At 63.1% G+C, this 21,203-nt stretch carries 20 protein-coding genes; 4 read left to right on the top strand and 16 right to left on the bottom strand.

All coding sequences use genetic code 11. The features are described from left to right. Nucleotides 1–68: 68 nt before the first annotated feature. The 10 genes from hflX to ccsA all read right to left on the bottom strand — a co-directional run bounded on the left by hflX (nt 69) and on the right by ccsA (nt 12,057). Nucleotides 69–1,370 (bottom strand): GTPase HflX, encoded by a 1,302-nt coding sequence (gene hflX, locus IG122_RS03760; RefSeq protein ID WP_193180606.1) that lies wholly within the window; start codon nt 1,368–1,370, stop codon nt 69–71. Between the two features lie 21 nt (nt 1,371–1,391). Next, on the bottom strand, nt 1,392–1,643 hold the full coding sequence (hfq, locus tag IG122_RS03755) for an RNA chaperone Hfq (RefSeq protein WP_193180604.1): 252 nt from the start codon (nt 1,641–1,643) through the stop codon (nt 1,392–1,394). A gap of 116 nt (nt 1,644–1,759) precedes the next feature. Then, entirely contained in the window at nt 1,760–2,407 is a 648-nt protein-coding gene (locus IG122_RS03750) for an HAD family hydrolase (RefSeq protein WP_193180590.1), read from the bottom strand. Between the two features lie 2 nt (nt 2,408–2,409). Continuing rightward, nucleotides 2,410–3,786, bottom strand: a complete 1,377-nt coding sequence (gene trkA, locus IG122_RS03745) for a Trk system potassium transporter TrkA (RefSeq protein ID WP_193180589.1) — start codon at nt 3,784–3,786, stop codon at nt 2,410–2,412. 24 nt (nt 3,787–3,810) lie between these two features. Beyond that, nucleotides 3,811–5,205: a nitrogen assimilation response regulator NtrX gene (gene ntrX, locus IG122_RS03740; RefSeq protein ID WP_193180587.1), complete on the bottom strand. Its 1,395-nt coding sequence runs from the start codon at nt 5,203–5,205 to the stop codon at nt 3,811–3,813. After that, nucleotides 5,195–7,522 carry a sensor histidine kinase NtrY-like gene (locus IG122_RS03735; RefSeq protein ID WP_193180585.1) on the bottom strand — a complete coding sequence of 776 codons (2,328 nt, stop codon included), beginning with the start codon at nt 7,520–7,522 and terminating at the stop codon, nt 5,195–5,197. The genes ntrX and IG122_RS03735 overlap by 11 nt, the downstream gene beginning before the upstream one ends. A 79-nt stretch (nt 7,523–7,601) precedes the next feature. Further along, nucleotides 7,602–9,050 (bottom strand): nitrogen regulation protein NR(I), encoded by a 1,449-nt coding sequence (ntrC, locus tag IG122_RS03730; protein ID WP_193181047.1) that lies wholly within the window; start codon nt 9,048–9,050, stop codon nt 7,602–7,604. A 2-nt stretch (nt 9,051–9,052) separates the two neighbouring features. After that, entirely contained in the window at nt 9,053–10,177 is a 1,125-nt protein-coding gene (locus IG122_RS03725; protein WP_193180583.1) for a two-component system sensor histidine kinase NtrB, read from the bottom strand. Next, nucleotides 10,174–11,163: a tRNA dihydrouridine synthase DusB gene (gene dusB, locus IG122_RS03720; RefSeq protein ID WP_193180581.1), complete on the bottom strand. Its 990-nt coding sequence runs from the start codon at nt 11,161–11,163 to the stop codon at nt 10,174–10,176. The genes IG122_RS03725 and dusB overlap by 4 nt, the downstream gene beginning before the upstream one ends. A 96-nt stretch (nt 11,164–11,259) precedes the next feature. Further along, complete coding sequence (gene ccsA / locus IG122_RS03715; RefSeq protein ID WP_193180579.1) at nt 11,260–12,057, bottom strand: cytochrome c biogenesis protein CcsA; 798 nt, start codon at nt 12,055–12,057, stop codon at nt 11,260–11,262. 62 nt (nt 12,058–12,119) lie between these two features. Between ccsA and IG122_RS03710 the strand changes: the two genes are divergently transcribed. From IG122_RS03710 to IG122_RS03700, 3 genes are read left to right on the top strand one after another with little or no spacing between them, the layout of a single operon-like run. After that, nucleotides 12,120–13,289, top strand: coding sequence for a bifunctional 2-C-methyl-D-erythritol 4-phosphate cytidylyltransferase/2-C-methyl-D-erythritol 2,4-cyclodiphosphate synthase (locus IG122_RS03710; protein ID WP_319024806.1), 1,170 nt, complete (start codon nt 12,120–12,122; stop codon nt 13,287–13,289). Further along, nucleotides 13,286–13,756 carry a phosphatidylglycerophosphatase A family protein gene (locus IG122_RS03705; protein WP_319024805.1) on the top strand — a complete coding sequence of 157 codons (471 nt, stop codon included), beginning with the start codon at nt 13,286–13,288 and terminating at the stop codon, nt 13,754–13,756. The genes IG122_RS03710 and IG122_RS03705 overlap by 4 nt, the downstream gene beginning before the upstream one ends. Before the next feature lie 13 nt (nt 13,757–13,769). Then, a complete protein-coding gene (locus IG122_RS03700) occupies nt 13,770–14,264 on the top strand; it encodes a CinA family protein (protein ID WP_193180571.1) in 495 nt (164 codons plus the stop codon). A gap of 3 nt (nt 14,265–14,267) precedes the next feature. On the opposite strand, the gene IG122_RS03695 is transcribed toward IG122_RS03700, so the two are convergent. Further along, nucleotides 14,268–15,428 carry a trans-sulfuration enzyme family protein gene (locus IG122_RS03695; protein ID WP_193180569.1) on the bottom strand — a complete coding sequence of 387 codons (1,161 nt, stop codon included), beginning with the start codon at nt 15,426–15,428 and terminating at the stop codon, nt 14,268–14,270. 95 nt (nt 15,429–15,523) lie between these two features. Between IG122_RS03695 and IG122_RS03690 the strand changes: the two genes are divergently transcribed. Further along, nucleotides 15,524–16,474 (top strand): LysR substrate-binding domain-containing protein, encoded by a 951-nt coding sequence (locus tag IG122_RS03690; RefSeq protein WP_193180568.1) that lies wholly within the window; start codon nt 15,524–15,526, stop codon nt 16,472–16,474. A gap of 61 nt (nt 16,475–16,535) precedes the next feature. Here the strand turns inward: IG122_RS03690 and IG122_RS03685 are convergent, their stop codons facing one another. The 5 genes from IG122_RS03685 to IG122_RS03665 all read right to left on the bottom strand — a co-directional run bounded on the left by IG122_RS03685 (nt 16,536) and on the right by IG122_RS03665 (nt 21,190). Beyond that, a complete protein-coding gene (locus IG122_RS03685) occupies nt 16,536–17,009 on the bottom strand; it encodes a type II toxin-antitoxin system RatA family toxin (protein WP_193180567.1) in 474 nt (157 codons plus the stop codon). 19 nt (nt 17,010–17,028) lie between these two features. Further along, on the bottom strand, nt 17,029–18,057 hold the full coding sequence (gene lipA / locus IG122_RS03680) for a lipoyl synthase (RefSeq protein ID WP_193180566.1): 1,029 nt from the start codon (nt 18,055–18,057) through the stop codon (nt 17,029–17,031). Continuing rightward, the gene (locus tag IG122_RS03675; protein WP_193180565.1) at nt 18,054–18,317 is read right to left on the bottom strand and encodes a hypothetical protein; all 264 of its coding nucleotides are present in this window, start codon (nt 18,315–18,317) and stop codon (nt 18,054–18,056) included. The genes lipA and IG122_RS03675 overlap by 4 nt, the downstream gene beginning before the upstream one ends. A 44-nt stretch (nt 18,318–18,361) precedes the next feature. Next, on the bottom strand, nt 18,362–19,759 hold the full coding sequence (lpdA, locus tag IG122_RS03670) for a dihydrolipoyl dehydrogenase (RefSeq protein WP_193180564.1): 1,398 nt from the start codon (nt 19,757–19,759) through the stop codon (nt 18,362–18,364). A gap of 108 nt (nt 19,760–19,867) precedes the next feature. Then, nucleotides 19,868–21,190 carry a pyruvate dehydrogenase complex dihydrolipoamide acetyltransferase gene (locus IG122_RS03665; RefSeq protein ID WP_193180563.1) on the bottom strand — a complete coding sequence of 441 codons (1,323 nt, stop codon included), beginning with the start codon at nt 21,188–21,190 and terminating at the stop codon, nt 19,868–19,870. Nucleotides 21,191–21,203 lie beyond the last annotated feature (13 nt).

Below are 21,203 nucleotides of genomic sequence, written 5' to 3'. Positions count from 1 at the left end.
GAGCTTCGGAAAATACAATTTAACCGGAGCAGCCGGTTTTGGAAGTGAGCTTCCGCACCCGATTGAAATCACGCGTTAAATCTGGCGTCGAAACGTTCGGCGTCGACCGGAGTCATGCGAACTTTCATGTGGATTTCGGAGTCCCTGTCCTCCCGGTCCATCACCTGTCCGTGCTGATAGAGCCAGGCAACCGCCGCTCCGTTCGCCGCATCCAGTTCGAAAGTACGCGTGACATCCCCGACTCCGAGCATCTCGTCCAGCAACGCGAGCAGATCCTCACAACCGGTACCGTCGAGGGCTGACACCGCGATCTTCCGGCTCATGCCCTTTGCGAGTGCTTCCCCGCGCTCCGGCAAACCGAGCAGATCGATCTTGTTGAGCACCTCGATGGTCTGTTCCGTCAGTTTCCGCTCGTCCAGGCCGAGATCGCGCAGAACGGCGATCACGTCGTTTCTCTGCGCCTCGGTATCCGGATGCGAGAAATCACGCACATGGAGCAGGATGTCCGCCTCCCTCACCTCCTCGAGGGTTGCCCGGAAAGCCGCAACGAGGTGGGTCGGCAGGTCGGAAATAAACCCGACCGTGTCTGAGAGAATGATGGTCCGGCCCGACGGCAGCTCCAACCGGCGCATTGTCGGATCGAGCGTGGCGAACAGCAGATCCTGGGCAAAAACCGCAGACTCGGTCAGCCGGTTGAACAGGGTCGACTTGCCCGCGTTCGTATAACCGACGAGCGCGACGATCGGATAGGGAACCTTACGCCGGGACTCCCGGTGCAGTTCGCGCGTCCGTTTGACATCCTCGAGTTCCTTGCGGATCCGGGTGATCCGCTCGCCGATCAGACGGCGGTCGATTTCGAGCTGGCTTTCGCCCGGGCCGCCGACGAAGCCGAGGCCGCCGCGCTGGCGTTCAAGGTGGGTCCAGGAGCGCACGAGACGGCTGCGTTGGAAAGTCAGGGCCGCAAGTTCGACCTGGAGCCGCCCTTCATGCGTGCGCGCCCGGGCGCCGAAGATCTCCAGGATCAGCGCCGTCCTATCGATGACCTTGCAGTCGAGCGCTTTCTCGAGGTTGCGCTGCTGGACCGGAGACAGCGACGCGTCGACGATGGCGACCTCGATCTCCAGCGCCTGCACGATGCCGGCCAGACGCTCGACCGCGCCGCCGCCGATATAGGTCGCCGGGCGGACACGGCTGAGCGAGACGACTTCGCTGTGTACGACGTCAAGCTCGATCGCAGCCGTCAGTCCGACAGCTTCGGCCAAACGCGCTTCAGGATCCCGCGTTCCCGCGGGCTCCTGAGCCACAGATCTCTTTTCGAAGGGATGGACAACGAGTGCCCGACCGCTCTTTACGTCCGACGCGCTATCCACGCACGCCCCGCTTTCTCAGGCTCAACTGGCCTCTTCTTCCCGCGCCGGTTCAAACAGCTGAACGGGCTGGGACGGCATAATGGTTGAGATCGCGTGCTTGTAGACCAACTGCGAGTGCGCATCACGCCGCAAGAGCAGCGAGAAATTGTCGAACCAGGTCACAATGCCCTGGAGTTTCACACCGTTGATGAGAAAGATCGTAACCGCAGTCTTGTTCTTCCGGATCGTGTTGAGAAACACTTCCTGAACGTTCTGGTTCTTATCGGTGGCCATTGCACGGACCTTTTGTTCGTTGTGTATCAGGCGCGTGCCGGAACAAGCTTGGCACCGCCCCCATCTCGCAAATGCGAGATAGGTATCCCCTTTATATAACTATTTCTTCGCCCGACTCAATCTGTCAGCGCACGCCGCATGGCATCGCAATCGGTGAAATGATGTCTCGGTGTCCATTTTTCCAGATCGGCCGCAGCAATCGGCTCGTCTCCGATCAGGACCGGAACGCATCCGCTCGCCACTCCGCACTGCAGATCCACCAGAGAATCTCCGACGAACCAGACCTCGTTGCCCGGCGCATGTCCCGATTCCGAGAGCGCCAGATCGACGGGCTCGCGCGCGGGCTTGTCCTTCTCCGCGTCGGTGGCGCCCACGATCCTGTGGAAAAAGCCTGTCCAGCCCAGGGTTTCTGCTTCGGCGCGCAGGAAGTTCCCATTCTTGTTGCTCACCACGCCCATCAGGACAGAACGCTCCCGCAGGGACGACAGCAGTTCTTCGGCTCCGGCAAGAGCGTGCAATGCGGACAGGTGACGCTCCTCGAAAGCCGTATAGAAAATATCGCGCGCCTCTTCCCAGCGCTCACCGAAGATCGTCGGGAAATTGTCCCTCATGGAGCGCTTCGCGCGCAGACGCATTTCCTGCTCGCTCCAATGCGGAAGATCGAACGCGCCGAGGGCCGCGTTCATGGCCGTTGTCACACCCGGCCAATTGTCGACCAGAGTACTGTCCCAATCGAAGAGAATCGCGCGCGGTTGCTCGACCATGATCAGAAGAAATCGAGCCGGACGGCGAACAGTTTCTCGACCTTCTTCACCACCTCGTAGGTGGCGAAGAGAATGACCCGGTCCTGCGCCTGGATCACCGTATCGCCGCGCGGCACGAGAACCTCGCCGTCGCGGTAGATCGCGCCGACTATGACGCCGGCCGGCAGCTTGGCGTCGCGCAGGGGACTCCCGACCAGTTGCGAGGTCTCCAGCGCCTCGGCCTCGATCACCTCGCCGAAATCGCCGCGCAGGGAATAGACACCCCGAATACGTCCGCGCCGGACGTGCTGCAGAATGGTCGAAACCGTGATTGCCTTCGGGTTCACCACGGCATCAACGCCGAGCGTGGAGATCAGCGACGCATAGGTGCCTTTGTTGATCAGAGCGACGGTACGGGCCGCACCGGCGCGCTTGGCCAGAAGCGACCCAATGATATTCACTTCCTCGTCGTTCGAGACGGCGACAAAGGTCTCGGTCTGGGCAACGTTGGCTTCCTCGAGGATCTCGACATCGAGCGCATCGCCATTGAGCACCATAGTATGGTCCAGAGTCTGCGCCACGAGCTTGGCCCGCTCTCTGTCGTACTCGATCACCTTCACGCTGACGCCGGAATGCTTCGACTCGATCTCTTCGGCCAGCATCAGGCCGATATTTCCCCCGCCGGCGATAATGACGCTGCGCCCCTCCTCCTCTTCGTGCCCGAAGGCCGCCATCGCGCGCGTGAGGTGGTCGGCATCGCAGACGAAATAGACATCATCGCCCGGCAGCATGTGATCGTCCGGTTTCGGCACGATGCCGCGGTCGTCGCGAATGATCCCAACGACGACGATGTTGAGATCCGAAAACAGGCTGGTGAGCTGGCGCAGCGGCGTGTTGACGATCGGGCAATCCTCGTCGCAGCGCACGCCGACCACCCGTACCGCTCCGTCCGCCATCGGCGCAACATCGAAGGCGCCAGGCACCTGAAGGCGGCGGCCGATCGCCTTCGCCACCTCCCGTTCCGGCGAGATGATGTGGTCGATCGGCATGTTCTCGCGGCTGAACAAGTCGGCCCAGATCGGCTGCAGATAGTCCTGCTGACGGATCCGCGCGATGCGCGACGGCACGTTGAACAGCGAATGCGCAACCTGACAGGCCACCATATTGACCTCGTCGGAATAGGTCACGGCGATCAGCATGTCGGCGTCTCGGGTTCCCGCATCCTCGAGGATAGAGGGCAGCGACGCGAGGCCGTGCACCCCGCGCACGTCGAGCGTCTCGGCGATCTTGCGAACCAGAGCCGCGTCCTGATCGATGACAGTGACGTCGTTGTTCTCGCCCGCCAGATGCTGCGCAATGCTGGTGCCGACCTGACCGGCGCCGCAAATAACGACTTTCATTCTGCGATCCTGTTCCCAGAAGGGTTAAGCGGAGCGTTCGGCACTGACCCCGAGAGATTTCAGCTTGCGGTGCAGCGCCGAGCGCTCCATCCCGACAAAGCTGGCCGTGCGGGAGATATTGCCGCCAAAACGGTTCACCTGGGCAAGCAGATATTCCCGTTCGAACATTTCCCGCGCCTCGCGAAGCGGCATGCCCATGATCTCGACGCCCTTGTCGAAGTTGAGGCTGACAGGCGCCGCAGAGCCGATTTCAGGTGGCAGCATGTCCGCCTTGACCGGATCGTTCGCCGAACCTGGTGCCATGATCAGCAGCCAGTCGATGACATTGCGAAGCTGTCTGACATTACCCGGCCAGTCATAGGACTGGAGCGCGGCGATGGCATCCTCGGCCAGGACACGGTGCGGCATGCCGGAGGTGCGGGCCGAGCGCTCGATGAAGTGCCGGCTCAGCAAAGGAATGTCTTCTCGCCTTTGCGACAGCGCCGGGACCGAAATCGGCACAACATTCAACCGGTAATAGAGATCCTCGCGGAAGCGGCCGGTTGAGATTTCCTGCTGTAGGTCACGGTTCGTCGAGGCGACCACCCGGACATCGACCGAGACCTCCCGCTCGCCGCCGACCCGGCGGAAGCGCTGTTCCTGGAGGACGCGGACGATCTTGCCCTGGGTTTCCCGCGGCATATCGGCGACTTCATCGAGGAACAGAGTGCCTTTATGCGCCTGTTCAAGCATTCCGACACTGCGTCCGACATCCTCGCTCTCGTTGTCGCGGCGCTCGGCACCGAACAGTTCGATCTCGAGACGTTCCGGGCTCAGCGTCGCGCAGTTGAGGACCGTGAACGGGCCGTTTGCCCGGTTCGACTGCGCATGAATCATGCGGGCGACGACTTCCTTTCCGGCGCCGGCCGGGCCGGTGATTAGCACGCGGCTGTTGGTCGGCGCGACCTTTTCGACCGCCTGCGAGACCTGTGCGATGCCGGAGGAGATTCCGATCAGCCGATCGTCCGTGTCGGTCCGGGCTTTCAGATCCGCAACCTCGCGCCGCAGCCGCGCGGCTTCGAGGGCACGGCCGACCTGCAGCAGCAGGCGCTCGGTCTCGAAAGGTTTCTCGATGAAATCGTAGGCCCCCATCTTGATCGCCGAGACCGCGGTTTCGATCGTGCCGTGTCCGCTGATCATGATGACCGGGACATCCGGGTGTTCGACGCTCAGCCGCTCAAGGATCCGCAAACCATCGAGCGCACTGTTCTCGAGCCAGATATCCAGTACGACCAGCCCCGGGCGGCGGGTATTTGCCGCCTCGAGCGCCTCGTCGCTGTTGCCTGCCTGACGGGTCTCGAATCCTTCGTCCTCGAGGATCCCGGCGAGCAGGTTACGGATATCGGCTTCGTCATCTACAATCAGAATGTCATGCGCCATGAGAACTCAGTCCGGAAACGCTTTGATCTGACTCAGAAAATGCATCTTCACCGCGTGCATCGGCCGGATCGCGGAAGGCAAGACGTACCTTGGTGCCCCCGCCTTCGCGATCCATGAGCGTAATAGATCCTGCATGATCTTCCATGATTCTTTTGACAATTGCCAGACCGAGGCCTGTGCCTTTCTCGCGGGTCGTCACGTAAGGTTCCGTCAGCCGGTCGCGGTCCTTCTCCGGCAGCCCGCGTCCGGTGTCCTCGACATCGACAATGATCCGCTGATCCTCGCGGCCGACTGTTACCAAGACCCGGTGCGCGGCTGTTCCGCCCTCGCCGTCGATCCCGACTGGGCCCGATGCCTGGATTGCGTCGATCGCGTTCTGCAGCAAGTTCGTCAAAACCTGTCTAATCTGCCTTTGGTCACACTCAAACTCGACTGGCTCCTGCGCGTCGTCGAATACGAAGTCGATCCCCGATTGCGCGGAGCGCTGGAGCACCACCTGCCCGCGGATGAGCTCAATGAGATTCTCTTTCCGCATGACCGGCGCCGGCATTCGCGCAAAGGCGGAGAACTCATCGACCATGCGGCCAATATCTCCTACTTGTCTCACAATTGTGTCGGTGCACTCAACAAAAGTCTCAGGATCGGTCTCTATCTGCTTCAGATATTTACGTTTAAGCCGTTCCGCCGATAGCTGGATCGGGGTCAGAGGATTCTTGATCTCATGGGCGATACGGCGCGCAATATCGGCCCAGGCCGCCATCCGCTGCGCCGACAGAAGCTCCGAAATGTCGTCGAAGGTCAGAACATATCCCGAGACCTCACCTTCCGTGATTTCCGCCTTGATCCGGGCGAGAAGGGTGATCTTGCGGTCTCCGCGATTGAGCTCGATCTGTTTCTCCGACTGCCGGTAGGGATTCCGCCGTGCCACTTCCAGAAGTTCCGACATTTCTGGAATTTGTTCTGACAGCGTGCGCCCGACGAGCGAATCGCCCTCAACTCCGAGCAGGCTGGCCGCCGACCTGTTCGGCAAATTTATCCGTGCCTCCGCATCGAGGCCGATCACGCCTGCGGAAACACCGCCCAGAACCGCTTCGGTGAAGCGCCGTCGCGCGTCGATCTGCCGGTTCGCGCTCATCAACTCGCCGCGCTGCATTTCGAGCTGCCGCGTCATTCTGTTGAAGGCGCGGGCGAGCAGTCCCATTTCATCCGCTTCGACCGGACCCGCGACCCGCGCGGAGAGATCTCCCGCGCTGATCCGTTCAGCCGCGCCGATCAGGTCACTGATCGGATGCACCATACGGGTCGCAAGGTTCAGACCGATCCAGACCGCCGCAAGCAGCAGCAGCAACGCCACCATGGCGAAGATCATGATGAAGGATACCTGGATATCGAACCGCCGGCCCTCGAGTTCGGTGAACTGGTTCACCGCCTCCTTCGTACGCTCGATGTAGCTGAGAATTTCCGCATCGACGAAGCGGCCGACGAAAAGATAGGCATCGACGAATCGGTCGAGCCTGACGACCGCACGCAGCCTATCCTCGGAATCCGTGGTCAGAACGACGACGTCGCCGAGCTGCGCCTTGGACATCGCCGCTTCCGGCAGAGGTTCGTAGTCGAACGAGAGCGCCAGGCTGGTCCGCGCCAGAACCCGCCCCGTATTATCGAAGACAACCGCCTCGGTGAGATTTCTGAGGGCTGCCTGGGCCCGCAGGACCTGGGAAAACCGCGCCGGATTGTTTACCAGGAATGGCGCCTCCCGGTTGATGTCGTTGGCCATCGCCAGCACATCGCCGCGGATCACCTGGCGGTGCTCTTCCAGATAGCGTTCGGCGACGGCCACGGACCCGGTGACCGCCGTGGAAACCCGTTCGCTGAACCAGGACCGTATCCCGAAATCGAACATCACCAGGGAAAAGACCGAGACCAGGATCGTCGGCGCTACTGTCAGCACCGAGAACATCACCACAAGGCGCACATGCAGCCGCGAACCGGCGAGCCCCTGCCGCCGTTCGACCCAGAGCCGGGCCATCCGCCAGGCCACCAGGACACCGAGCAGCAGGAGCAGGGAGAAATCGAGATAAAGGATGCCGAGCACCACATCCGGATTGGGCCCGGCCGGTCCGGCGCGCGTGAAGACCGCATAGGTGCCGAGACCGGCGAGGATCGCGGCCGCGGCAAGCACATAGGCCGCCCTGCGCTCGAAACCTACACGCTGCGCCCAGAGGCGGAACCGGCGGGTAAAGTTTGCGAAACGGCGCGCTGACCCCGACGGGGTGCTTTCAGGAGTATGGGCGTCGGTACTTGCTTCCGCCGGCATGCCTCACCTGCTGGGACTCGATTGGAGGATCAATCTAGCGCAATCGCCTATGCGGTGCACTGGCTCTGCCGCGGGCCGCCTAACGCGCGCCCCGCACCACGGGAATGCCGAGATCGCGGATTTTCTTGCGCAGCGTATTGCGGTTGAGGCCGAGCATGGATGCCGCTTTCAACTGGTTGCCCTTGGTGGCATCGAGCGAGAGCAGAATGAGCGGGCGCTCCACCTCGCGCAGAATGCGGTCGTGCAGACCTGCGGGCGGCAAATTGTCACCATGTGCCGCGAAATAAGCCCTCAGATGCCGCTCGACCGCGTCCGAGAGGTTCTCGCTCCGCTCACCGGCTTCCTCTCCCGCGCCCGCCGGCGCTTCCGCCAGTTCCTGTTCGATGGCCGCTGCGCCGATCACCTCTTCGGAATAGAGCGCGACCAAGCGCTTCACCAGATTCTCGAGTTCGCGGATATTGCCTGGCCAGTTATAGGCGCTGAGACGCTGCAGAGCGGCACCGTCTATGGTCTTCTCCGGCAACCCTTCCTTCTGCGCGAGGGTAAGGAAATGCCGCGCAAGGTCCGGAATATCCTCCTTGCGCTCCCGGAGCGGCGGCAGACGGAGCGGAACGACGTTGAGCCGATAGAACAGATCCTCGCGGAACATGCCCTGGCGGATCAGCTGCCGGAGATCACGGTGAGTCGCCGCCACGATGCGCACGTCGGCCTGGATGGCGGAACGTCCGCCGACAGTCGTGTATTCGCCTTCCTGCAGGACCCGGAGCAAACGGGTCTGGGCCTCGATCGGCATGTCACCAATCTCGTCGAGGAAGAGCGTCCCTCCCCGTGCCTGTTCGAAACGCCCGCTCGACCGTGCCGTAGCGCCGGTGAAGGCGCCCTTCTCGTGCCCGAAAAGCTCGCTTTCGATGAGCTCGCGCGGAATCGCCGCCATGTTGACCGCCACGAACGGACCATCACGGCGCTTGCCGTAGTCGTGCAGGGCCCGCGCCACCAGTTCCTTGCCGGTCCCGGATTCGCCTGCGATCATGACGGTCAGATCCGTGGCCATAAGGCGAGCCAGAACGCGATAGATCTCCTGCATGGCCGGAGACCTGCCGATGAGCGGCAGCTCTTCGTCCGAAACCTCCGGTTCTTTTGCCGCCGGTGCGGCCCCCTCGACGCGCGTGGTCAGCGCCTTGCGCACGACCTTCACCAGTTCCGAGAGATCGAACGGTTTTGGCAGATACTCGAAGGCTCCGCGCTCGCTCGCCTTTACAGCGGTCAGCAGCGTGTTCTGAGCACTCATCACGATGACGCGGAGATCGGGCCGGACCTTGCGGATCCGTGTGAGCAGGTCGAGGCCGTTTTCGTCCGGCATCACCACGTCGGTGATCACCAGATCGCCGTCCCCGCGCTCGACCCACTGCCAGAGATTTGCGGCATTGCCGGTCGAACGGACATCCATGCCGATCCGGGTCAGGGCCTGCGTCAAAACGGTACGGATGGCCTGATCGTCATCCGCGATCAGGATCGAAGCGCTGTCCATAGTCATGCCTGTGCAAAGGCCTCGGAAATATCGGCGATCGGCAGCGAGAGCCGGAACTCGGTCCTGCGCGGCTGGGAATCGACCTCGATCACACCGCCATGGTCGGCGACCGCTTTTGCCACGAACGCAAGACCGAGGCCCGACCCGTTCCGCTTGGAGGTGACAAACGGATCGAAGATCGTCGCCTTCATATCGTCCGGAATTCCGGGGCCGTTGTCGCGAATGGTGACCTGCAGCGGCAGGTTGACGCGTCGGGCGGAGCCCGGGACCGAGACCCGCATGCCGTGCCTGTAGGCCGTCGACATGTGGATCTCTCCGTCCTCGTCGCCGATGGCCTCGGCCGCGTTCTTCAGCAGATTCAGAAAGATCTGCACCAGAATGTCGCGGTTGCCGAGCACAGGCGGCAGAGAGGGATCGTAGCGCTCGAAATATTTGATGCGGCTGCCGAAACCGGACTCCGCGATCTTCTGGCAATGGTCAAGGACTTCGTGGATGTTCACCGGACTGCGTTCTATCGGGCGGTCATCCGAGAACACTTCCATGCGGTCGACGAGGCTGCAGATCCGGTCGGTCTCGTCGCAGATCAGCTTGGTCAGCGGACGGTCGGCCTCGATCGCATTCTGTTCCAGGAGCTGTGCCGCGCCCTTGATGCCGGAAAGCGGATTCTTCACCTCGTGCGCCAGCATTGCCGCCATCGCGGAGACGGAGCGGGCGGCGCCCTTGAAGTTGAACTGACGGTAAAGCTGGTTCGCGATCGAGCGCATCTGCAGCGTCAGCACGACGGCACCCGGCTTTTCGGGCAACGGCGAGACCTGGACGCTGACGATATGCGAGCCGATCCGGGGGCCCTCGAGAATGAGATCGTAGTCGAACAGGACCGAGGATTGCCGCCGGCACTGATCGATCATGCTGAGAACGGGGCTGTCGGCCGGGATCAGATCGGACAGCTCGCAACCTTCGAGGATCGCGGCGCTGCCCTGCAGGAAATGTTCCGCCGCCATGTTCACATAGACGATCCGGTTCTTCTCATCGAGACCGATGACCGGCGTCGGAACGGCATGCAGGACACCTGTCGGGTCCAGTCCGGCCGGCGCGGTGCGCGGCTCGGGATTGATGACCATGCTCATGCCGCCTGCCTCTCCAGTGCCATGCCGAAGAACCTCTCGATCGCCTCCTCGACGATCTGACGATCCATGGTGTTGTTGACGATCTGCCGGAACTCGGCCGAGCCCGGGACACCGGCCGCATACCAGCCGATATGCTTGCGCGCCAGTTTCAGCCCCAGTTTGCTGCCGTAGTGGGACAACATCTCGGCGACATGGCGCCGCATGATGTCGGCGCGTTCTCGGAATGTCGGGTCCGCAGGCACGGGATCGCCCCCAAGATGGGCGGCAACCTGCGCCGGGAACCAGGGTCGGCCATAGACGCCGCGCCCGATCATCACGCCGTCCGCGCCCGACTGCTCGAGACAGGCATCGACATCTTCGAGGGTTGCGATATCCCCGTTCGCGACGACCGGAAGGGATACCGCCTGTTTCACCTTGCGGATGAACCTCCAGTCGGCTTCGCCCTTGTACATCTGGCAGCGCGTACGTCCGTGCACCGTCAACAACCGGATGCCCGCTTCCTCGGCGATCTTCGCCAGGCGCGGCGCGTTGCGGTCGCTCTGGTCCCAGCCGGTCCGCATCTTGAGGGTCACCGGAACCGGGACCGCCTCGACCACCGCTTCCATGATCCGTCCCGCCAGGGCCTCGTCGCGCATCAGCGCGGACCCGGCGAGCTTGTTGACCACCTTCTTCACCGGACAGCCCATGTTGATGTCGATGATCTCGGCGCCGCGATCGACATTGAGTTTCGCGGCCTCCGCCATGATCTCCGGATCCCAGCCGGCAAGCTGGACCGCCATCGGACGCTCCAGATCCATGTCCTGCGGGATCTTGAACATCTCCTCGCGTTCTTCGCGGAGCACGGCGGCGCTCGCGATCATCTCGGAGACGACGAGACCGCATCCGAACTCGCGCACGAGCCGGCGGAACGGACGATCCGTCACCCCCGACATAGGGGCGAGGAAAACCGGACTCTCCAGTGCGATTTCGCCGATCTTGATGGTCATTAACTGTGCACCTGTGAAGCGTTGCTCACGAATTAAGCAACTGCTCGCAAAATTGTCAAAATAGGATTTTATCCGAAAGTGCGGGCTTTATGCCGCTCAAGCCAGAATTTCGGCGACAAACTTGACGCCCGGATAGGCAAGCGTCAGCAAAAGATATGCAAGGAGTACCAAACGCGAGACCGTCCGACCGCGCATTCCGAAGCGGCTATGCACGATCCAGAGGACCGCGAGAACCGCGAAGGTCACAAGAGAAAGCACGGTCTTGTGGTCGAATTCGAGCACATGTCCGGAACGGTAAATCTGCAGCGCGATACCAGTCGCGAGCCCGCCAAGCAGTACGATCACCGCTCCGCCGAGAAGCTGGTCCTGGAGCTTTTCGCTGTCCGCAACCGACGGCAAGACCGCAGCGATGCCGGACGACATCTGCTTGCGCTTGAGTGCCCGCTCTTTGAGGAAGATCGCAAGCGCTGTGATCGCCGCCAGGGTCAGGAGCGCATAGGTCGCAAGCGCGATCGCGATATGGGCGGAGAACCATCCGCCCGGAAGCTGTTCGGCAAGCCGGATCGAGGGCTCGACCGATCCCGCGACAGTGGCGCCGAGCGCCATCAGGAAGAGGTAGGGAACCAGAAGCGCCGTCAAACCGCGCGCCGCCGGCCGCAACCAGCAGAGCGGCAGGAATACCAGCAGGCTCGCGCAGACCGCCAGCCAGAGCGCCATCGCAAGATCCGACCGCCAGCTCGCACCGAGCGTCACGACGACATAGAGCAGCGGCCCCGCGGTCGCGACCGCGAGCAGCGCCCAGAACGCTCCGCCCTCGCGCGCCGGAGCGCGGAGCGAGAACAGACCGACCGGGATCAGCGCCAGGAGAGCCGAGAGGTTCAAGAGCAAAGACATTGGCATGACGTCACTATATCATGCCGCCCGCTCCGAAGTGCCAGAGCAAATTGAGGTGATGTGTGCCCCGGTCCAAGACCGCTCTCCTGATCGTCGCCGCCGGTCGCGGAACCCGCCTCGGCAGCGAGATTCCGAAACAGTATCTGAAGCTTGCGGGCAAACCGGTGCTGCGGCATGCGCTGGACCGGTTCCTCGCGCACGATGCCATCGGTCCGGTCCGTATCGTGATCGATCCGGACCATCGGACGCTCTATGAGGAGGCCGTCTCCGGCCTCGATCTTCCGCTGCCTGTCCCCGGCGGCGCCGAACGCGGCCAATCCGTGCTGAACGGCCTGCGCGCCCTCGCCGAAGACGCCCCCGATCAAGTGCTGGTGCACGATGCCGCCCGACCCTTCGTCTCGCCCCAGGTGATCGACCGGGTTCTGGACGCCATCGAGGACGTACCGGGCGCCATTCCCGCCCTGCCGGTCACGGATACGCTAAAGCGTGCAGGCGGGCTCGGGGGTGAAATCACCGGAACGGAGGATCGCAGGACTCTTTTTCGGGCGCAGACTCCACAGGGGTTTCACTTCAAGACCTTGCTGGAAGCCCATGAAAAGACTCAAAAGCTTGCGACCGACGATGCAGCTCTTCTGGAAGAACTCGGGCTCGCCGTCCGGCTCGTCCAGGGCGAAGAACAGCTTTTTAAGATCACGACGGAGGACGACTTGATCCGCGCGAAACAGATCATCGAAGGCGCGTTCGAGCCGCGGGTCGGCACGGGTTTCGACGTGCACCGTCTGGGGCCAGGGGAAAAGATCACGCTCTGCGGCCTCGAGATCGCCCATGATCGCACCCTGATCGGTCATTCCGACGCGGATGTCGGCCTGCATGCCATCACCGACGCGCTGCTCGGCGCCATTGCCGACGGAGATATCGGCAGCCATTTTCCACCGAGCGACCCGCAGTGGAAGGGCGCCGCCTCCGATCAATTCCTTGTCCATGCGGCGGACCTGGTGCGGCAGCGCGGCGGACGCATTTCCCACGTCGATGTCACGCTGATCTGCGAGCGCCCAAAGATCGGTCCGCACCGTCCGGCGATGCGCAAACGGATCGCGGAGATCCTCGAGATCGCCGAAGGCCGGGTCAGCGTAAAGGCGACCACCTCGGAAAAACTCGGGTTCACCGGCCGTGGCGAAGGCATCGCCGCCCAGGCCGCCGCGACCGTCCTACTGCCGGCGGACGATCTGTGACCGCCCCGCTGCCGCTCCTCCATCCTGCCCGCATCGCCGCGACCTTCTTCTGGATCGGCCACGCTCCGAAGGCGCCCGGCACCTGGGGCTCGCTTGCCGCTGTGCCGTTTGCCTGGCTGATGCTTTCATTTGGCGGCTGGCCCTTGTTGGCGATCGCTGCGGGATGCGCCACGCTCATCGGTTTCTGGGCATCGGGGCTCTATTCCCGGGCGCTTGGCTGGAAGGATCCGGGCGAGGTCGTCATCGACGAGGTCGCAGGGCAGTGGATCGCCCTTCTCCCCGCCGCCCTCGATCCGGTCAGCTTCGCTGTCGGCTTTGCCGCCTTCCGTGTAATCGACATCACCAAACCGTTTCCGGCGGGGTGGGCGGACTCGAATCTCGACGGCGCGGCAGGCATCATGCTCGACGATCTTTTCGCCGGAATTTATGCGGCGCTGGTCGTTCTCGCCTATCAGCATTTCTTCTGAAGGATCTGAAATCATGGACAATTTCGATTCCGGGATCCGTGCCCTCGCCATAGAGGTTCTTGAGGCCTGCCGTGCGCGCGGATGGCTCGCGGCGACGGCGGAAAGCTGCACCGGCGGCCTCATCGCGGGCGCGCTGACGGAGATCGCCGGATCGTCCGACGTTGTCGACCGGGGATTCGTCACCTATTCCAACGAAGCGAAGATGGAGATGCTCGGTGTCGCCGAGGCGACCCTCGCCGCCCATGGCGCGGTGTCCGAGCCGACGGCGCGCGAGATGGCGGACGGCGCGCTCTCCAAGTCCCGTGCAGATGTGAGCGTCGCCGTGACCGGCGTTGCAGGGCCGTCCGGCGGCTCCGCCGAGAAACCGGTAGGCCTTGTCCATTTCGCTGCATCTACGGCCGACAAGACCGTCGCGGAACACATCATCTTCGAGGGAGACCGCGGCAGCGTGCGGCATCAAACAGTGCTGCACGCGCTCGGCATGCTCCGGGCGCTGGCGAAAGGCTGAGCCTTACTTCAGACAGGCGAGGAAGGCGTCGATATCCGCTTCCAGTTCCTCGATCGCCTCGAGGCCGACACTGAAGCGGATGAAGAGGTCTTCGCCCTTAACCTCCGTGGCTGACCGCGCCGTTCCGATCGACATCGGCGCGACGAGACTGCGGGTGCCGCCCCAGGACGCACCGATGGCGAAGGTCTTCAATGCGCCTAGCGCATCGTCCAGCCCGCTCGAGGCCCCCTCCGCAAGCACCACGGTGAAGACGCCGGCAGCCCCGGTGAAATCTCGCTTCCAGAGATCGTACCCCGGACTGTCCTCGAGCGGCGGCCAATAGATATCCGCGACCGCCGGATGGGCTTTCAGCCGGGCGGTCAAACGGTGCGCCCCCGCTTCGGCATGGGCGAACCGGAGCGCCATGGTTTCCATCCCGCGCAGCACCAGCGCAGCATCGTCCGGCGAGACGCCGATCCCGGTCCGCCCCATGAAGGCGCGAACCTTCAGCGCGGTCCCCTCGTCCGTGAAGGACATCGCGCCCATCAGCAGGTCGGAATGGCCGGAGGCATATTTCGTCAACGCTTCCGAGACGATATCGACGCCGAACGCATGCGCCTTGAAGGCGAGCGAGGTCGCCCAGGTATTGTCGCAGCCGACCATGGCACCGGCCTCACGTGCGATGGCGACGATGGCCGGAATGTCCTGCACCTCAAGCGTCGTCGACCCCGGCGACTCGCACCAGACGAGTTTCGTCTCCGGCCGGATACGGCTCCGAAGATCCTCGAGCGAGGTCGGGTCGTAATAGTCGACGAGGATACCGAAGCGCCTCAGGTCATCGTCGGCGAGGGAGCGCATCGCCGGATAGGCATTATCCGTGATCAGCACATGGTCGCCGGCCGAAAGCAGAGCCAGCGCCGCAACCGCGTTGGACGCCTGACCGGAAGGCACCAGCATCGTGCGCGCGGCCCCGGAGAGCGCCTGCAGCTTCGCCTCGAGCTGGCGTGTCGTCGGCGTGCCGTAGAGACCGTAGGAATAGCCGTCCGGACCACGCCGGCTGCGGGTCGCGTAGGCCTTTGCATCCTCGAACACAATGGTCGAGGCGCGGTGCACAGCCGGGGCAAGGGATTTATAGCCGGCCTCGTTCACCATGGGCGTCAGAACGCATTTCGTCTCGTCTCTCATCGGGTTCTCCTGAAGCTGATGCGACGAAGCTAGACAAAATCGACCTATGATGTGAAATACATATATCTGACAAATTGATACATTTTAGTTATGAGATGCTGAATAACCCTCTGAATCTGAGGCAGGTCGAGATCTTCCACGCGGTGATGGTGCACGGCACTACCCAGCGCGCGGCGGAGATGCTCAACATCTCCCAGCCCGGCGTCAGCAAAGCGATCCAGGAACTGGAACGCCAACTCGGTTTCGCCCTCTTTCATCGCAGCCGCCGGCGGCTGGTGCCGACGGCCGAAGCGCATTTCTATTTCCGCGAGGTCGAGGAGTCCTTCGCCGCGCTCTCGCGTCTCCGGAGTGCCGGTGCGCGGATCCGGGATTTCGGCTCGGGGCAGATCCGCATCGCCACTCTTTCCGCCTTAAGCACCAATATCGTGCCACGCGCCCTTGTGCGTTTCCGCAAGCGCCATCCTGACGTCTCGATCACACTCCAGGCGCATCTCTCGGCAACGGTGAAGGATCTGGTAGCGGCCCGCCAGTTCGACCTCGGGCTCGCCGCCGACGAGATAGACGTGACCGGTGTCGATGCACAGCCTTTCTCGACCTTCCGCGGTGCCATCGCGCTGCCGGACGGTCATCCGCTGACGGCGAAGGCTGAGCTCGGCCCGGAAGATCTCGACGGAGAGGATTTCATCGCGCTCTCGCCCGAGGACACGACGCGGCAGGAACTGGAGCGATTGCTGGCGGAACGCGGGAGCCGGCCGCGCATGGTGCTGGAGACGCCCTTCGCCAACACCGTCTGCGCGATGGTCCAAGCCGGCATGGGAATCGGCTACATCAACCCTATCTGTGCCGAGCCGTTCCTCGGTAAGGGACTGGTGCTCCGTGCCTTTGCACCGCCGGCCTCCTTCCGGACCCTCCTCATACGGCCGCCGGCGATGCCCCCTTCCCTGATCATCCGGGATTGCATTGCGGCTTTCGAGGAGGAGCTTGATGCGACGCGGACGTACCATCCGCTTTACCGTTCCGGAGAGGAATTCGTTCCGGATACGTAACGGGAAGCTCGGAAATCAGACCGAGTAATCCATTTTGCAGTTCCGCAACTTCAAAATTATTTTACTTATTTTTAGCAGACATTTGCGGAGATTTTCCGAGCTCACCTCCATAGAGGTCATGTGCCCGGCTCTCGAAGGCCGTCACCATCCTGCGGACGGCTTCATTGAAGAAGACCTCGATGATCTTCTGCAGCACACGGGATTTGAACTCGAAATCGACATAGAAGTCGATCATGCAGCCGCCCTCATGGGGCTCGAAGACCCAGTGGTTATTCAGGTACTTGAACGGACCGTCGGCATATTCGACGTCGATCCGGTTCTTCTCCGGGCTGAGCGTGACGCGCGAGGTGAAGCGCTCGCGGATCATCTTGTAACCGATGATCAGATCGGCGACGACGAGATTACCCTCGCGCTTTCGGATGCGCGCACCGACGCACCACGGCAGGAACTCCGGGTACCGCTGGACGTCCGCAACAAGGTCGAAAAGCTGTTGCGGGCTGAAGGGTACAGCTCGCTTCTCGGCATGGGTCGGCATGGATTTGCCTTAGCACAGGTCAGTCGGAGGCCGATACCGCCATTTCCGCCAGATCGGTCAGCGAAAGTTCCTTGCGCACCAGCCCGCGCTCGACGCCGAGCCGGCGGTCGCGCTCGGCCCGCATCCGGGCGAAATCCTCGTCCGCGTGGTAGGAGGAGCGGGTCAGCGGCGAGGAGGCAACCATGAGGAAGCCCTTGCCGTAGGCGATCTTCTTATAGGCCTCGAACTCGTCGGGAGTGACGAAACGGTCGATCACCGCGTGTTTGGCCGTCGGCTGCAGATACTGTCCGATGGTGATGAAATCGACCTCGGCGGAGCGCATGTCGTCCATCACCTGGTAGATCTCTTCCTTGCTCTCCCCGAGCCCAACCATCAGGCCGGACTTGGTGAAGATCGTCGGATCGAGCTCCTTCGCCCGGTCGAGGATCTTCAACGAGTGGAAATAGCGCGCACCGGGACGGATCCCCGGATAGAGCCGCGGCACGGTTTCCAGATTGTGGTTGAAGACGTCCGGCCGTGCGTCGATGACGATTTCGAGCGCGCCGTCCTTGCGCATGAAGTCCGGCGTCAACACCTCAATCGTCGTATCCGGCGACATCGCACGGATCTTGGTGATCACCTGAGCGAAATGCCCTGCCCCGCCATCGTCGAGATCGTCGCGGTCCACGGAAGTGATGACGACGTGGCGGAGGCCCATCTTGGCGACGGCCTCGGCGACCTCGTCCGGTTCGTGCGGATCGAGTTTGTCCGGCCGCCCGGTCGCGACGTTGCAGAAGGCGCAGGCCCGGGTGCAGACCGAGCCGAGGATCATCATCGTGGCGTGCTTCTTCGACCAGCATTCGCCGATATTCGGGCAGGCCGCTTCCTCGCAGACCGTGACCAGCTTGTGGTCGCGCATTAGCTGGCGGGTCTCGAGATAGGTCTTCGAGGTCGGCGCCTTGACGCGGATCCAGGCGGGCTTGCGCTTTACCTCGTTATCGGGGCGATGCGCCTTCTCCGGATGCCGGGCGGCGCCGAGGCGCGGCGCCTTGGTCTGCTCAATGCTCATTGCAGCTCTCTTTCGCGCGTCCAGAGTACCTGTTCGATGGTAACGCGGTCAAAATAGTCGCTTTCGGAGATCACATCCTCCGCCGTCTCGATCACGGCATCGGCCTTCTTCCGGTGCTTGCCACCATCCGGCCCGTCGAGCGGGAAATCCACCTTGATGACGAGTTCCTGCGAAACATCGCCTTCAGGCTCCGCGCTACTCCGGACCAGAATGGCCGTTACGCCATCCAACGCCTTGATCTTCTTCAGATCCAGATCCATTCGCTCATACCCGCCATGCGCCGCCGGAAGCCGGCGGCTGTTCGTCAGAAGTGGATCGCGCGCCCGTAAGCGTCAAGCACGGACTCGTGCATCATCTCGCTCAAGGTCGGATGTGGGAAGACCGTGTGCATCAGCTCGGCCTCCGTGGTCTCCAGCGTCTTGGCAACGCCGTAGCCCTGGATCAACTCGGTCACCTCGGCGCCGATCATGTGCGCGCCGAGCAACTCGCCGGTCTTGGCGTCGAACACGGTCTTTACCAGCCCCTCCGGCTCGCCGAGGGCGATCGCCTTTCCGTTGCCGATGAAGGGGAAGCGGCCGACCTTGACCTCGTAGCCGGCTTCCTTCGCCTTCGCCTCGGTCAGGCCGACGCTGGCGACCTGCGGCTGGCAGTAGGTGCAGCCCGGAATGCGGCTGGTGTCGAGCGGATGCACGTCTTTCAGACCGGCGATCTTCTCGACGCAGATGACACCTTCATGGCTCGCCTTGTGGGCCAGCCAAGGCGCGCCCGCGATATCGCCGATGGCATAGACGCCCGGCTCGCCGGTGCGGCACCATTCGTCGATCTCGATATGGGTGCGGTCTACCTTCACCTTCGTGTTCTCGAGCCCGAGATCCTCGACATTGCCGACGATGCCGACGGCCGAGATCACCCGGTCGAAACTCATCTCGGAGGACTTGCCGTCCTTCTCGATGGTCGCGGTCACCTCCTTGGCGCCGCGCTTCAGGGCTTTCACCGTCGTCTTGGACATGATTTTCATGCCCTTCTTGGTGAATGCCTTCTCGGCGAAGGCGGAGATCTCCGCATCCTCGACCGGGAGCACGCGGTCCATCACTTCAACCACTGTAACGTCGGATCCGAGGCTGTTGAAAAAGCTCGCGAATTCGATTCCGATCGCACCGGATCCGATGACCAGGAGACGCTTCGGCATGGTGTCGGCGACCATGGCGTGCTTGTAGTTCCAGACCAGCTTCCCGTCGGCCTCGAGGCCCGGCAGGTCGCGGGCGCGGGCGCCGGTCGCGAGGATGATGTGTTTGGCGGCGAGGGTCTGCTTCTTGCCCTTCTCGTCGATCTCCACCTTGCCCTTCCCGGCAAGCTTGGCATGCGCCATGAAGACCGTGACCTTGTTCTTCTTCAGCAGGTGACCGACGCCCTGGTTCAGCTGCTTTGCGACGCCGCGGGAGCGCTGCACCACCTTGTCGAGGTCGAAGCCGAAATTGCCGGCCGTGAGCCCGAAGCTCTCGGCATGCTTCATGTGGTCGTAGATCTCGGCCGAGCGCAGCAGCGCCTTGGTCGGGATGCAGCCCCAGTTGAGACAGATGCCGCCGAGATGCTCGCGTTCGACGAGCGCGGTCTTCATGCCGAGCTGGGCCGCGCGGATCGCTGCGACATAGCCGCCCGGGCCGCCGCCGATGACAAGGATGTCGAACTGGGTATCAGCCATCTTTTTCCTCCGGTGCCGGCGCCCTCACCCGCGGGATCTCGGGGCCGAGCCAGTCAATTCGCTCGAATTCGGACCGCACGGCACTGCCGCCCGGCCCTCGCAGCAGCCCTAGAGCAGCATCGTCAGCGGATCTTCGATCAGCTTCTTGAAAGCGGCGAGGAACTCGGCCCCGACTGCACCGTCCACCACCCGGTGGTCAACCGAGAGCGTGCAGCTCATCACCGTGGCGACCGCAAGGGCGCCGTCCTTCACGACCGGGCGCTGTTCACCCGCTCCGACGGCGAGGATCGCTCCCTGCGGCGGGTTGATCACCGCGGCGAAATCCTTGATCCCGAACATGCCGAGATTGGAGATCGAGAAGGTGCCACCCTGGAATTCTTCCGGCATCAGCTTGCCGGCCCGGGCACGTGCGGCGAGATCCTTCATCTCCCGGGCGATATCGAGCACGCCCTTGGTCTGCGCGCCCTTGATCACCGGGGTAATGAGACCGCCCTCGATCGCGACGGCAACCGAGATGTCGACCGACTTGAAGACGCGGATCGCGGCGTCGGTCCAGCTCGCGTTCGCAGCCGGAACCTTCTTCAGCGCCTGCGCAGCCGCCTTGATGACGAGATCGTTGACCGAGACCTTCTCGCCGTCGAGCTTGCCGTTGAGCTGTTTGCGGACCTCGAGCAGCGCGTCGATCTCGCAATCCACGGTAAGATAGAAATGCGGCGCGAACTGCTTCGACTCCGTCAGGCGCTTGGCAATGACCTTGCGCATGGAGGAGTTCGGGATTTCCTCGTATTCCGGCAGCCCCGGAACGTCGGCGCCCGGCGCCTTGCCGAGGGACGGCGCGGTGGCCGGAGCGGCGGCCGCCGGGGCCGGAGCAGCGGCAGGAGCGGCCTTGCCGGTTCCACCCGCAATGGCCTGTTCCACATCGTGTTTCACGATCCGGCCACTCGGACCGGTGCCCTGGATCTGGCTGAGATCGAGCCCCGCCTGCTCCGCCATGCGGCGGGCGAGCGGACTGGCGAAGACGCGGTCGCCGGTGGAGGCCGCAGGAGCCGGGGCCGGGGCCGGAGCGGGCTCCGCCTTCGCGGGCTCGGCCGGTTTGGCCGGAGCCGGAGCAGCTTCAGGCTTAGGCGCAGGCGCGGCTTTCGGCGCACCGCCGGCAACAGCGTCCATATCGACGCTGCCGGCATCTTCGCCCTCTTCCAGGATCACCGCGATCGGCTGGTTGACCGCGACATTTTCGGTCCCGGCGGGCACGATGATCTTGCCGAGCACGCCCTCGTCGACGGCCTCGACCTCCATGGTCGCCTTGTCGGTCTCGATTTCGGCGATCACGTCGCCGGCGGAAATGGTATCGCCCTCGGCGACCAGCCAGGTGGCAAGCTTGCCTTCGGTCATGGTCGGCGACAGGGCCGGCATCAGAACGGAAATGGCCATGGCGTCTCTCTCC

The sequence above is a fragment of the Nisaea sediminum genome (assembly GCF_014904705.1).
GTDB lineage: Bacteria > Pseudomonadota > Alphaproteobacteria > Thalassobaculales > Thalassobaculaceae > Nisaea > Nisaea sediminum.
The sequence above is the reverse complement of the archived record's forward strand: the minus strand, read 5'-3'. Positions and strand labels throughout refer to the sequence as shown.